The following is a 12,755-nucleotide window of genomic DNA, read 5'->3' as shown; positions in this document are numbered from 1 at the left end:
CCCCATCCCAGCCTTCCCCCAGCGGGGGAAGGAGCAATACCGAAATCCCAGATCAACCGAACCGCACGTACTCGAAATCCACTGGCTGGCGGTTGATACCCATCACCGGCGGCGAGATCCAGCCGGCGAACTTGCCCGGCTCGACCACGCGGCCCATCAACGATGCCACGAAAGCGAAATCTTCGGAACTCGGCAGCCATTCGTCGCGCTTGGCGGCCCATTCGATGTCGTTCACCACGCGGCCTTCGGGCGACATCTTGATGCCGGCAAGCGCACCGATCTGGCGGTTGAAGGCCTTGTGCGGCACCGTCAGGCGCGTCGGGATGCCGGCCTTCTCGAGCACCTTGTTCCAGCGGCCGACGCCGGCCACCGAATCCTTGATGAAGTCGTCGCGCAGCACTTCGTTCAGCGCATTGAGCATCGGCACGTCCTTCTCGACCAGCTGGCCGTCCTTCACCTCGAGCACCTTGTAGGTCTGGCCCTTGAGGATGTGGTCGTCCGTGCGCTTGCCTTCTTCGTAGCGGCCCTTCAGGCCGGAGCTGTAGAAGATGGCGGCGTTGCTCGACTGGTCGGCGCCGAACAGGTCGATGGTCACGCTGTAGTGGAAGTTCAGGTAGCGCTGGATGGTGCCCAGGTCGATGCAGCCGGCAGCGCGGATCTTCTGCGCGTCGTCAGTCTTCAGCTCGTTCATGACCTGTGCCGTGCGCGCAATGACGCGCGACACGCCGCTCTCGCCCACGAACATGTGGTGCGCCTCTTCGGTCAGCATGAACTTGGTGGTGCGCGCCAGCGGATCGAACGCGCTCTCGGCCAGCGCGGCCAGCTGGAACTTGCCGTCGCGGTCGGTGAAGTAGGTGAACATGAAGAACGCGAGCCAGTCGGGCGTCTTCTCGTTGAAGGCGCCCAGGATGCGCGGGTTGTTGGCATCGCCCGAGGTGCGCTGCAGCAGCGCATCGGCTTCTTCGCGGCCGTCACGGCCGAAGTGCTTCTGCAGCAGGTAGACCATGGCCCACAGGTGGCGGCCTTCTTCCACGTTGATCTGGAACAGGTTGCGCAGGTCGTACATCGACGGCGCCGTGAGGCCCAGGTGGCGCTGCTGCTCGACCGACGCGGGCTCGGTGTCGCCCTGCGTCACGATGATGCGGCGCAGGTTGGCGCGGTGCTCGCCGGGCACGTCCTGCCAGGCTTTTTCACCCTTGTGGTCGCCGAAATGGATCTCGCGGTTGGCGTCGCCCGGGTTCAGGAAGATGCCCCAGCGGTAGTCGCGCATCTTCACGTGGCCGAACTGGGCCCAGCCCTGCGGATCGACGCTCACGGCCGTGCGCAGGTACACCTCATGGTTGGTCGAGCCCTCGGGGCCCACGTCGTCCCACCAGTTGATGAAGTTGGGCTGCCAGCCCTCGAGCGCGCGCTGCAGCGTGCGGTCTTCACCGAGGTTGACGTTGTTGGGGATCTTCTCGCTGTAGTTGATCGTGCTCATCGTTGTTCCTTGGGTTGTACGGACTGCTGTTCTGTCAGACGCGGTTCATGTCGAAGCCGGCTTTCTGGCCGGTGCCGTAGACCTTCAGCGCGCCCTTTTCGCCAACGGCGTTGGGACGGTTGAAGATCCAGTTCTGCCAGGCGGTGAGCCGGCCGAAGATGCGGGTGGCCATGTTCTCCTTGCTTGCGAAGCGCAGGTTGGCTTCGAGGCCGGTGAGCGCGTCGGGCGACATGGCGGCGCGCTCCTCGATGGCGATGCGGATCTCGTCGTCCCAGTCGATGTCGTCCGGTGCGGCGGTCACGAGGCCGAGCTTCAGCGCCTCGTCGGCGTCGAGCGGCTTGCCGGCGGCGGTGCGTGCGGCTTCGAGCGGCGCGGCCTCTTCATAGAAGCGGCGCTGCAGGCGGCTCTGGTCGTTGACCATCGGGAAGAAGCCGAAGTTGAATTCGTTCAGCGTGAGCTTCGGTGCGCGCTCGGCGTCGTCGGGCAGCGCGAGCATGTAGGTGCGGTCGGCCGCGAAGGCCAGCTCGGCCAGCATGCCGGCGAAGCACGAACCAGCTTCCACCAGCGCGAACAGGCTGCGCGAGGACACGTCCAGGCGCGCCAGCGTGCGGCGCAGCGCGCCGATGGTTTCGCGCACCAGCCAATGGTCCTTGTGGGCGAGCATCACCGTATCGGACGCGAGCACTGCGGCGGCGTCGCCCTCGGTCTTGAGCAGCCAGGTGCCGATGTCGAGCTCGTTGGTGCGCAGGTTGAGGATGGCGTCGTCGAGTTCGCGGCACATCGCGAGCGGCCACCAGGCGGCACCCGCGGCTTCGATGGCGGCGATGTCGGCCGGCTGCGCACCGGTGGGCGCCTTGATGGTGATGGTCGCGGTGCGCTTGCTGCGGTCGATCTGCACGTTGACGTTCGAATACGCGATGCCGTCGGCGCTGTCGGTGCGTTCCAGGCGGGCCAGCGCCACGCCCTTGGCGTTGGCGGGACGATCGCTGCCGGCCGCGAGTTGCGAGGCGCGCTCCTGCACGGCGGCGGCGAACTGCGCGGGCTTGGCCACCGCGTCGACCAGGCGCCAGTCGACCGCGCGCTGGCCGCGCACGCCTTCGACGCTGGTGCAGAAGATGTCGGCGAGGTCATGGCGCACGTGGCGCTTGTCGGTCACGCGGGTCAGGCCGCCGGTGCCGGGCAGCACGCCGAGCAGCGGCACTTCGGGCAGCGACACGGCGGAGGAGCGATCGTCCACCAGCAGGATCTCGTCGCAGGCCAGTGCCAGCTCGTAGCCGCCGCCGGCGCAGGCACCGTTCACGGCCGCGAGGAACTTCAGGCCCGAGTGCTTCGAGGTGTCTTCGATGCCGTTGCGGGTTTCGTTGGTGAACTTGCAGAAGTTCACCTTCCAGGCGTGGCCCGAAACGCCGAGCATGAAGATGTTGGCGCCCGAACAGAAGATGCGGTCCTTGCCGCTGGTGACGATCACGCTGCGCACTTCGGGGTGCTCGAAGCGCACGCGGTTGAGCGCGTCGTTCAGCTCGATGTCCACGCCCAGGTCGTAGCTGTTGAGCTTGAGCTTGTAGCCGGGGCGAATGCCGCCGTCTTCCGCGATGTCGAGCACGAGGCGCGCGATGGCGCCGTCGAAGCTCAGCGACCAGTGGCGGTACTGGCCGGGTTCGGTGCGGTAGTCGACGCGCGGGGGCGCCTGGAGCGTGGTGGTGTCGGTCATGCGGAAGTCTCCTGTGGGGCAGTGTTCGGAAACCGTGAACAGGAAAGATAGTGCACTTTACTGCTCCGATGACATGCATCATGCTGCATGCATGTAGGCAAGTCAATGCCTGCTGCACTTTTTTTCAGATTTCGGGCTGGGCTGGGGATTCGGGGAAGTGCGCAGGCCACCGGGTACTCCCCTCCGCGAATGTCCTCCGCCCTTCGGGCTCCCCCTTTATTTCGCTGCGGGGAGCACCCGATGCCCTGCGCACAGGGCACGCTGCTGGTTTGCAGCCAATCAACCAGTGCTCCGAACGCTCACGCCGACGGGGTGCCTTGCGCAGCGAAATAAAGGAGGAGGCCGCAGGCCGGGGGACATTCGCGGAGCAAGGTACCCCGCCGGCGTGAGCGAACCCTGAAGATTCAGCTCAAGCGCCCAGACCCATCGACTGGCGGGTCGCCGCACGGAGCGCCTGGAAGCTCTGCGACAAGGTCCTGCCGCTGGTGTCCACCGACAGGTCGGCCTTCGAATAGAAGGCGGCGCGGCCGTTCAGGATGCGGCGCAGGTCTTCCATCGCTTCCTTGCTGGCGGCCATCGGGCGGGTGTCGCCCTGTGCGGCCACGCGGCCCATGTGCTCCTCGGGCGCGGCCTGCAGCCACACGGTGGTGCAGTGCGCGAGCAGCTCGTTGAAGGTGGCCGGGTCGGAGACGATGCCGCCCGGCGTGGCGATCACCACCTCGCTGTAGATCTGCACCGCCTCTTCCAGCGCGCGGCGCTCGTAGCGACGGTAGGCGTTGGTGCCGTACAGGTCGTGGATCTCGCGCACGCTGCAGCCCGCGAGCTTCTCGATCTCGCGGCTCAGCTCGATGAACGGGATCTCCAGGTCTTCCGCCAGCATCTGCCCCAGCGTCGACTTGCCCGCGCCGCGCAGGCCCACGAGCGCGATGCGGCGGTGCCGCGCCGGATCGACCGAGGCCGTGCCCAGCAGTTCGCCGAGCGCCACGCGCACGCGGCGCAGGTCGGCTTCGCTGCGGTGTTCGAGCAGCTCGCGGATCAGCAGCCACTCGGGTGAGCTGGTCGTCACGTCGCCCACCAGCTCGGCCAGCGAGCAGTGCAGCGCGCCGGCCACCTGCTGCAGCACGAGGATCGACGCGTTGCCGATGCCGTATTCGAGATTGGCGAGGTGGCGCTCCGACACCTCCGCTGCAACGGCCACGGCCTTGCGCGTGAGGCCGCGCTGCGCGCGCAGGTTGCGCACCCGATCGCCCAATGCCGCCAGCAGCGGGTTCTTCGCCTCTCCTGCAGGCGCAAGGCCGTTGCCGGGGCCGCCACTTTCCGGCGCGGTGGCCAGCACCGCGTCTACATGCTCGTTCATGCAATTCCTCGTTCTTCACCGGAATTGTGCGCGCTCAGGGTAAACACCATGGATGCACTATATTGCTTGACACTCATTGTCTCGATGCTTATCGTTCGGCCACACGCAAGATACTGCACGCGCAGAGATTCTGCAAGGTAGTTCAAAAGTTCGAGGCCCCACGATGTCCGACCGAAGCACCGCCGCCACAGGCAAGGAAGCATTTCACCAGCTGATTGCAGGCTTGACCGCCGAGATCGCCGGCAGGCCGCTCGACAGCGGGCTCGACCAATGGCTCAACGCCACCCACGGCGCAGGCAGCGCCCGCTTCGAGCAGCTGCGCCAGGCCTGCATCGGCGGCGTCGCCGAAGGCTGGCTGTGCGAGCGCGAGGGCGGCGGCATCCGGTACGGCCACGTCTTCAAGGCCGAGGACGCGCTGCACCGCTTCTCGGTCGACGTGGTCGACATGCAGGACATCGCCGGCCCGCACCACACGCACCCCAACGGCGAGATCGACCTGATCATGCCGCTGGAGGGCAGCGCCGACGCCACCTTCGACGGGCGCCCGGCAGGCTGGTGCGTCTACGGGCCCGGCACCGCGCACCGCCCGACCGTGGCGCAAGGCCGCGCGCTCGTTCTCTATCTGCTGCCCGAAGGGCAGATCAAGTTCACCCCATGACCGAACTCCTTCCCAACTACGTCGCCGGCCGCTGGCAAAGCGGATCGGGCGCCGGCACGCCCCTGTTCGACCCGGTCCTGGGCACCGAGCTCGCACGCGTCGACGCCACCGGCCTCGACCTGCCCGAAGCTTTTGCCTTCGCCCGCGAACAGGGCGGCAATGCGTTGCGCGCCCTCACCTACCGCCAGCGCGCCGGGCTGCTCGCAGCCATCGTGAAAATGCTGCAGGCCAACCGCGACGCCTATTACGACATCGCCACCGCCAACTCCGGCACCGTGAAGAACGACTCGGCCGTCGACATCGACGGCGCGATCTTCACGCTCGGCCAGTACGCCAAGTGGGGCGACACGCTCGGCGACATGCGTGCGCTGCGCGACGGCGACGCGGTCAAGCTCGGCAAAGAGCCGGTGTTCCAGTCGCAGCACCTGCAGGTGCCGACGCATGGCGTGGCGCTGTTCATCAACGCCTTCAACTTTCCTTCGTGGGGCTTGTGGGAAAAGGCCGCGCCCGCACTGCTGTCGGGCGTGCCCGTGATCGTGAAGCCCGCCACGGCCACCGCGTGGCTCACGCAGCGCATGGTGAAGGACGTGGTCGACGCGGGCGTGCTGCCCGCAGGCGCGCTGTCCATCGTCTGCGGCAGCTCGGCCGGATTGATGGATGCGCTGCAACCTTTCGACGTGGCCTCGTTCACCGGCTCGGCCGAGACGGCCGCGGTGATCCGCTCGCACCCCGCGGTGGCCGAACGCTCGGTGCGCGTGAACATCGAGGCCGACAGCCTCAACAGCGCCCTGCTGCTGCCCGGCGCAGCGCCTGCCAGCGAGGCCTTCAACCTGCTCGTGCGCGAAGTGGTGCGCGAGATGACGGTGAAGTCGGGCCAGAAGTGCACCGCCATCCGCCGCATCCTGGTGCCGGCCGAGGTGTACGACGCCGCGGCCGAAGCCATCGGCGCCAAACTCGCGGGCATCACGGTGGGCAATCCGCGCAGCGAGAGCGTGCGCATGGGCTCGCTCGTGAGCCGCGCACAGCTGAATGTGGTGCGCGACGGCCTCGACGCGCTGGCCACGCAGACCACCGTGCTGCACGACAGCCGCAACAAGCCGCTCATCGATGCCGACCCGAAGGTCGCCGCCTGCATCGGACCCGTGCTGCTGGGCACGCGCGACGCCGATGCGGCGCAGCGCGTGCACGATGTGGAAGTGTTCGGGCCGGTGGCCACGCTGCTGCCGTACCGCGATCTCGCGCACGGCATCGCACTTGCGCACCGCGGCCAGGGCTCGCTCGTGACCTCCCTGTATGGCAGCGACGACGCCGCGCTCGCGCAGGCTGCGCTGTCGGTCGCACCGAGCCACGGCCGTGTGCACGTCATCACCCCCGAGGTGGCGCAGGCCCACACCGGCCACGGCAACGTGATGCCGATGTCGATGCACGGCGGTCCCGGCCGCGCGGGCGGCGGCGCCGAACTGGGCGGCCTGCGCGCGCTCGATTTCTATCACCGCCGAAGCGCGGTGCAGGCAAGCCCCGGCGTGCTCGCCGCACTCGGCCTCTAGAACGAGAGACACGGCCGAAGGAGACAAGACCATGACCCTGCCCACACGATTCAACTTCGCCGAGCACCTGTTCGCCCTCAACCGCGGCCGCGCCGATCGCACCGCCTACATCGACGACCGCGGCACGCTGAGCTACGGCCAGCTCGAAGACCGCGCGCGCCGCCTCGCCGCCGCGTTGAAGGCGGCAGGCATCCGCCGCGAAGAGCGCGTGCTGCTGCTGATGCTCGACGGCAACGACTGGCCGGTGAGCTTTCTCGGCTGCCTCTATGCCGGCGTGGTGCCCGTGGCCGTCAACACGCTGCTCACGCCCGACGACTACGCCTACATGCTCGATCACAGCCGCGCGCAGGCCGTGCTGGTGTCCGGCGCACTGCTGCCGACGCTGCAGCAGGCGATGGCGCGCGGCGACCATGAAGTGCAGGCGCTGATCGTGTCGCAGCCCACGGGTACGCTGCCCGAGGGCGCACAGGAATTCGAAGCCGCGCTCGCCGCCGCCCCGCCCCTGGCATCGCCGGCGCAGACCGCTTCCGACGACCCCGGCTTCTGGCTCTACTCCTCCGGCTCCACCGGCAAGCCCAAGGGCACGGTCCACACGCATGCCAACCTGTGGTGGACGGCCGAGCTTTACGGCAAGCCCGTGCTCGGCCTCACCGAGAACGACGTGTGCTTCTCGGCCGCCAAGATGTACTTCGCATACGGGCTGGGCAACGCGCTGACCTTTCCGCTGTCGGTCGGTGCCACCGTGGTGCTGATGGCCGAACGGCCCACGCCCGACGCCACCTTCCGCCGCTGGGTGGAGCACAAGCCCACCGTGTTCTTCGGCGCGCCCACTGGCTTTGCCGGCATGCTCGCCTCGCCGAAGCTGCCGGCGCGCGAAGCCGTGGCGCTGCGCATGTGCTCCTCGGCCGGCGAGGCGCTGCCCGGCGAACTCGCGCAGCGCTTCAAGGCGCACTTCGGCTGCGAGATCATCGACGGCATCGGCTCGACCGAGATGCTGCACATCTTCATCTCCAACCGCCCCGGCGACGTGCGCTACGGCACCACCGGCCGGCCGGTGGAGGGCTACGAGGTCGAGCTGCGCGGCGAGGACGGCCGCCCCGTGCCCGACGGCGAGGTGGGCGACCTCTACATCCGCGGCCCCAGTTCGGCGCTGATGTACTGGAACAACCGCGAGAAGTCGCGCGAGACCTTCCAGGGCGGCTGGACCAAGAGCGGCGACAAGTACACGCGCGATGCCGACGGCTACTACACCTACGCCGGGCGCAGCGACGACATGCTGAAGGTCAGCGGCATCTACGTGTCGCCCTTCGAGGTCGAGGCCACGCTGATGCAGCACCCGGCGGTGCTGGAAGCCGCGGTGATCGGCAAGGAGGACGCCGAAGGGCTGACGAAGACCAAGGCCTTCGTCGTTCTGAAGGATGGCGCCGCGGTGACCGAGGAAGAGCTGAAGGCCTTCGTCAAGGAACGCCTCGCGCCGTACAAGTACCCGCGGTTCCTGGAGTTCGTGAGCGAGCTGCCGAAGACGGCGACGGGGAAGATCCAGCGGTTCAGGTTGCGCGAGAGGGAAAAGCAGGCGTGATACGCACCCCGTCTTCCTCTTTCCCCCTCCCCCGCTGGGGGAGGGCCGGGGTGGGGGCACCGGCCTTCATGCACGCGCAGCCCTTGCAGGCGCCGCTTGCCCCCATCCCAACCTTCCCCCAAAGGGGGAAGGAGCAACAGCCGGAGGCAACATGATGAGCACGGCGTTCGCCAACATCACCTGGCGCGGCCGCCCGGTCCGCATCGAGTGCCAATGGATCGCCCCGGAGCGCACCGATGCGCCATTGATCGTCTTCCTCCACGAAGGCCTCGGTTCCGTCGCCATGTGGAAGGATTTCCCGACGCGGCTGTGCGAAGCCGCCGGCGCCCGCGGCCTTGTCTTCTCGCGCCCGGGCTACGGCCGCTCCACCCCGCGCGCCGGCGACGAGACCTGGGACGTCGACTTCATGCACCGCCAGGCACATGAAGTGCTGCCCGCCCTCTTCGCCGCGCTCGAGCTCGGCGACGAGAAACCCTGGCTCTTCGGCCACAGCGACGGCGCCTCGATCTCGCTGCTGTATGCGGCGCGCTTTCCCGAGCACGTGGCCGGCCTGGTGGTGCTGGCGCCGCACATCTTCGTCGAGGACGTGACGCTGGCCAACATCGAGCAGGCCCGGCTGGCCTACCTGGAGACCGACCTGCCGAAGAAGCTGGGCCGCTATCACGACGACGTCGATTCGGCCTTCTGGGGCTGGAACCGCGTCTGGCTCCATCCGCCTTTCAGGCAATGGAACATCGAAGCCGAGCTCGATGGCATCCGTTGCCCGATTCTTGCTATGCAGGGTATCGACGACGAGTACGGCACACTCGCGCAGATTCGCGGCATCGCCAGGCGCGTGCCGGGCACCGAGCTGCTGGAGCTGCCTGACTGCGGGCATTCCCCGCATCGCGACCAGCCCGAAAAAGCGATAGTGGCGACCGTTTCATTCATGGGCGACCGGAATCCCCGGTCAGGGAAAACTCGTGTTTGAGAGATAAATGATTTACCCTTAAAGTATCTGCGCCAGCGGCGGCGCGTCGTGAAGACACGCGCCCCAACCCGTCGCCCCCGTCTTCAAGCCGTTCCCCTTTCATTTCAATACCACGCCAGGAGATCACATGAGCACCCGCATCGCCCGCACCACCCTGACGGCCCTCGCCCTGGCCTGCATCGCCACGCTGGGCCACGCCCAGCAAGGCAAGCTCAAGGTCGGTCTGATGCTGCCCTACAGCGGCACCTACACCGCCCTGGGCGTGGCCATCGAGAACGGCTTCAAGCTCTACGTGGACGAGCACGGCGGCAAGCTCGCCGGCCGCGAGATCGAATACTTCAAGGTCGACGACGAGTCCGACCCTGCCAAGGCCACCGACAACGTCAACAAGCTCATCAAGCGCGACAACGTCGACGTGATCGTGGGCACCGTGCACTCGGGCGTCGCCATGGCCATGGCCAAGGCCGCGAAGGAAAGCGGCACCGTGCTGATCGTGCCCAATGCCGGTGCCGACGCGGTGACCGGCCCGATGTGCGCGCCCAACATCTTCCGCAGCTCGTTCAGCAACTGGCAGCCGGCCTACGCGATGGGCGAGGTGGCGGCCAAGCAGCAGGGCAAGAAGAAGGCGATGACCATCACCTGGAAGTACGCGGCCGGCGACGAGTCGGTTGCAGGCTTCAAGGAAGGCTTCGAGAAGAACGGCGGCAAGGTCGACAAGCAGCTCACGCTGCCCTTCCCCAACGTGGAATTCCAGGCGCTGCTGACCGAGATCGCGGCGGCCAAGCCCGATGCGGTGTACGCCTTCTTCGCCGGCGGCGGCGCGGTGAAGTTCGTGAAGGACTACCAGGCCGCCGGCCTGAACAAGACCATTCCGCTGTACGGCCCCGGCTTCCTCACCGACGGCACGCTCGACGCGCAGGGTGAATCTGCGCAGGGCATGCTCACCACGCTGCACTATGCCGACGGCCTGAACACCGCGCGCGACAACACCTTCCGCGTCGGCTATGCCAAGGCCTTCAAGCTGCAGCCCGACGTGTATGCGGTGCAGGGCTACGACGCGGCGCAGATGCTGGGCGTGGGCCTTGCCGCCACCAAGGGCGACATCTCGAAGAAGGCCGAGTTCACGGCCGCCATCGAGAAGGCGAAGATCGACAGCCCGCGCGGCACCTTCACGGTGAGCAAGTCGCACAACCCGGTGCAGGACATCTACCTGCGCAAGGTAGAAGGCAAGGAAAACAAGCTGGTGAGCACCGCGATCAAGGGTCTCGCCGACCCCGCTCGCGGTTGCCGGATGTAGACAAGGCACTCCCCCAGGCTGCGCACACTTCGTGTCGCTTCGCCTTCCCCCTCTCCGGGGGCGACACCTGCGGCCCGGCAAAGCCGGTTCCGCGGTGTCTCCCGAACATCGCGGGCGCTATCGCGCCACGCTCTCTTTCGGCCTCACAGGGATGACCTAACGTGGATTTCGGAACCTTCTTGGTCCAGTGCCTGAACTCGGTTCAGTACGGGCTCCTACTCTTCCTGGTGGCCTCGGGGCTGACGCTGATCTTCGGGATCATGGGCGTCATCAACCTTGCGCACGGCAGCTTCTACATGATCGGCGCGTACATGGCGTTCGCGCTTGCGCCGCTGTTCGGCGACCAGTTCCTGCTGATGCTGGTGGCCGGCGTGGTGCTGGCGGCCGTCTTCGGCTACCTGCTCGAATGGGCCTTCTTCAGCTACCTCTACCAGCGCGACCACCTGCAGCAGGTGCTGATGACCTACGGGCTCATCCTGGTGTTCGAGGAGCTGCGCTCCATCCTCGTGGGCAACGACGTGCACGGCGTGAAGGTGCCGGCATGGCTCGACGGCAGCTTCGCGCTGGGCAACGTCATGAGCTATCCGTGGTATCGCCTCTTCGCCTCGGCCGCCTGCATCGTGCTGGCCGTGGCGCTGTACTGGGTGGTCAACCGCACGCGGCTGGGCATGATGATCCGCGCTGGTGCGAGCAACCGCGACATGGTGCGCGGCCTGGGCATCGACGTGAAGCGGCTCTACCGCATCGTGTTCGCGGCGGGCGTGGCGCTGGCGGCGCTGGCCGGCATGATCGCGGCGCCGATGTCCTCGGTGTACCCGAACATGGGTGCGAGCGTGCTCATCATCTGCTTCGTGCTGGTGGTGATCGGCGGCATCGGCTCGATCACGGGCGCGCTGGTGGCCTCGCTGCTGGTGGGCTTCGTCGATACCTTCGGCAAGGTGTTCTTCGCGGACCTGAGCGGCATCGGCATCTACCTGCTGATGGCCATCGTGCTGATATGGAAGCCCGAAGGGCTGATGGGGAGGCGACCATGAAGAAGACCGCATTCCTCGTGCCGGTGCTGTGCGCCGTGCTCATCGGCGTGGCGGGCCCGTTCATGGGCAACTACGTTTCCGACTTCGTCGTGAAGATCATGATCCTGTCGATCTTCGCGCTGAGCCTCGAACTGCTGGTCGGCATGACCGGGCTCGTGAGCCTGGGCCATGCGGCCTTCTACGGCATCGGCGCATACGTCACGGTGCTCGCTTCAGGCAGCGAAGGCGGCAACTTCGCGCTGCTGCTGCCGCTGGCCATGGGTGCGGCGGCGCTGTATGCGCTGTTCGTCGGTGCATTGAGCCTGCGCACGCGCGGCGTGTACTTCATCATGGTGACGCTGGCCTTCGCGCAGATGGCCTTCTTCGTGTTCCACGACACCAAGGTCGGCGGCGGCAGCGACGGCATCTACATGTACGTGCGGCCCGCCCTCGGCGCGCTCGACATGGAGAACCGCACGGTGCTGTTCTACGTGGTGCTGGCCTCGCTGGTGTTCACCTACGGGCTGCTGGCGCTCATCCGCCGCTCGCGCTTCGGTGCGGCGCTGGCGGGCATCCGCGTGAACGAGCAGCGCATGCGCGCCGCGGGCTTCTCGGTGTATGCCTACAAGCTCGCGGCCTTCGTGCTGGCGGGTGCATTGGCCGGGCTTGCCGGCTTCCTGCTGGCCTCGCGCGATGGCGTGGTCAACCCGGAACTGATGGCATGGCACAACTCGGGCGAGGTGCTGCTGATGGTGATCCTCGGCGGCCTCGGCCACCTGCGCGGCGCGGTGATCGGCGCCATCGCGTTCACGCTGCTGAAGGAGATCTTCTCCACGCATGCGGTGATGGGCCCGATGGCGGACCACTGGCAGCTGACGCTGGGCCTGACGATCATCGTGTTCGTGGCGCTGCTGCCCAAGGGGCTGATCGGGCTTGTGAAGCGCCTGTCGCCGAAGGAGGCCGTGTGAAGTCAGCTCTCCCCCAGGCTTCGCGCACTTCGTGTCGCTTCGCCAACCCCCTCACCGGGGGCAACACCAGCGGCCCGGCAAAGCCGGCTCCGCGGTGTTCCCTGCATTTCTCCCTCCCCCGCTGGGGGAGGGCCGGGGTGGGGGCAAGCGGCGCCTCCATCGCGCGCTCTGCCTG

10 protein-coding genes are annotated in these 12,755 nt (G+C 67.3%); 7 read left to right on the top strand and 3 right to left on the bottom strand.

From position 1 onward, the window contains the following. Nucleotides 1-52: 52 nt before the first annotated feature. The 3 genes from boxB to ACCC97_RS27850 form a co-directional block, all read right to left on the bottom strand. Nucleotides 53-1,480 (bottom strand): benzoyl-CoA 2,3-epoxidase subunit BoxB, encoded by a 1,428-nt coding sequence (gene boxB, locus ACCC97_RS27860; protein ID WP_413336201.1) that lies wholly within the window; start codon nt 1,478-1,480, stop codon nt 53-55. 34 nt (nt 1,481-1,514) lie between these two features. Beyond that, complete coding sequence (gene boxC / locus ACCC97_RS27855) at nt 1,515-3,191, bottom strand: 2,3-epoxybenzoyl-CoA dihydrolase (protein ID WP_413336199.1); 1,677 nt, start codon at nt 3,189-3,191, stop codon at nt 1,515-1,517. Nucleotides 3,192-3,600: 409 nt separating this feature from the next. Next, nucleotides 3,601-4,548: a helix-turn-helix transcriptional regulator gene (locus ACCC97_RS27850; RefSeq protein WP_413316313.1), complete on the bottom strand. Its 948-nt coding sequence runs from the start codon at nt 4,546-4,548 to the stop codon at nt 3,601-3,603. Nucleotides 4,549-4,711: 163 nt separating this feature from the next. Between ACCC97_RS27850 and ACCC97_RS27845 the strand changes: the two genes are divergently transcribed. The 7 genes from ACCC97_RS27845 (at nt 4,712) to ACCC97_RS27815 (ending at nt 12,580) form a co-directional block, all read left to right on the top strand. Next, a complete protein-coding gene (locus ACCC97_RS27845; RefSeq protein ID WP_413336197.1) occupies nt 4,712-5,206 on the top strand; it encodes a DUF4863 family protein in 495 nt (164 codons plus the stop codon). Further along, the gene (locus tag ACCC97_RS27840; RefSeq protein WP_413336195.1) at nt 5,203-6,753 is read left to right on the top strand and encodes a 3,4-dehydroadipyl-CoA semialdehyde dehydrogenase; all 1,551 of its coding nucleotides are present in this window, start codon (nt 5,203-5,205) and stop codon (nt 6,751-6,753) included. The genes ACCC97_RS27845 and ACCC97_RS27840 overlap by 4 nt, the downstream gene beginning before the upstream one ends. 31 nt (nt 6,754-6,784) lie before the next feature. Further along, nucleotides 6,785-8,332, top strand: a complete 1,548-nt coding sequence (locus ACCC97_RS27835; RefSeq protein WP_413336193.1) for a benzoate-CoA ligase family protein — start codon at nt 6,785-6,787, stop codon at nt 8,330-8,332. A gap of 154 nt (nt 8,333-8,486) precedes the next feature. After that, nucleotides 8,487-9,302 carry an alpha/beta fold hydrolase gene (locus ACCC97_RS27830; protein ID WP_413336202.1) on the top strand — a complete coding sequence of 272 codons (816 nt, stop codon included), beginning with the start codon at nt 8,487-8,489 and terminating at the stop codon, nt 9,300-9,302. Nucleotides 9,303-9,429: 127 nt separating this feature from the next. After that, nucleotides 9,430-10,599, top strand: a complete 1,170-nt coding sequence (locus ACCC97_RS27825; RefSeq protein WP_007832653.1) for an ABC transporter substrate-binding protein — start codon at nt 9,430-9,432, stop codon at nt 10,597-10,599. A 161-nt stretch (nt 10,600-10,760) separates the two neighbouring features. Further along, nucleotides 10,761-11,633 (top strand): branched-chain amino acid ABC transporter permease, encoded by an 873-nt coding sequence (locus tag ACCC97_RS27820; RefSeq protein ID WP_007832654.1) that lies wholly within the window; start codon nt 10,761-10,763, stop codon nt 11,631-11,633. Next, nucleotides 11,630-12,580 (top strand): branched-chain amino acid ABC transporter permease, encoded by a 951-nt coding sequence (locus ACCC97_RS27815; protein ID WP_413336191.1) that lies wholly within the window; start codon nt 11,630-11,632, stop codon nt 12,578-12,580. Before ACCC97_RS27820 ends, ACCC97_RS27815 begins: the two co-directional genes overlap by 4 nt. Nucleotides 12,581-12,755 lie beyond the last annotated feature (175 nt).

It is taken from the genome of Variovorax sp. Varisp85 (assembly GCF_047304045.1).
In the GTDB taxonomy this organism is placed as follows: Bacteria; Pseudomonadota; Gammaproteobacteria; order Burkholderiales; family Burkholderiaceae_C; genus Variovorax.
Note: the sequence above shows the minus strand (reverse complement) of the source record. Positions and strands in the feature narration are given on the sequence as shown.

What these genes read in the sequence shown, in the direction of transcription:
- boxB (WP_413336201.1), bottom strand. Translation starts at nt 1,480, where the DNA reads ATGAGCACGATCAACTACAGCGAGAAGATCCCCAACAACGTCAACCTC.
- boxC (WP_413336199.1), bottom strand. Translation starts at nt 3,191, where the DNA reads ATGACCGACACCACCACGCTCCAGGCGCCCCCGCGCGTCGACTACCGC.
- ACCC97_RS27850 (WP_413316313.1), bottom strand. Translation starts at nt 4,548, where the DNA reads ATGAACGAGCATGTAGACGCGGTGCTGGCCACCGCGCCGGAAAGTGGC.
- ACCC97_RS27845 (WP_413336197.1), top strand. Translation starts at nt 4,712, where the DNA reads ATGTCCGACCGAAGCACCGCCGCCACAGGCAAGGAAGCATTTCACCAG.
- ACCC97_RS27840 (WP_413336195.1), top strand. Translation starts at nt 5,203, where the DNA reads ATGACCGAACTCCTTCCCAACTACGTCGCCGGCCGCTGGCAAAGCGGA.
- ACCC97_RS27835 (WP_413336193.1), top strand. Translation starts at nt 6,785, where the DNA reads ATGACCCTGCCCACACGATTCAACTTCGCCGAGCACCTGTTCGCCCTC.
- ACCC97_RS27830 (WP_413336202.1), top strand. Translation starts at nt 8,487, where the DNA reads ATGAGCACGGCGTTCGCCAACATCACCTGGCGCGGCCGCCCGGTCCGC.
- ACCC97_RS27825 (WP_007832653.1), top strand. Translation starts at nt 9,430, where the DNA reads ATGAGCACCCGCATCGCCCGCACCACCCTGACGGCCCTCGCCCTGGCC.
- ACCC97_RS27815 (WP_413336191.1), top strand. Translation starts at nt 11,630, where the DNA reads ATGAAGAAGACCGCATTCCTCGTGCCGGTGCTGTGCGCCGTGCTCATC.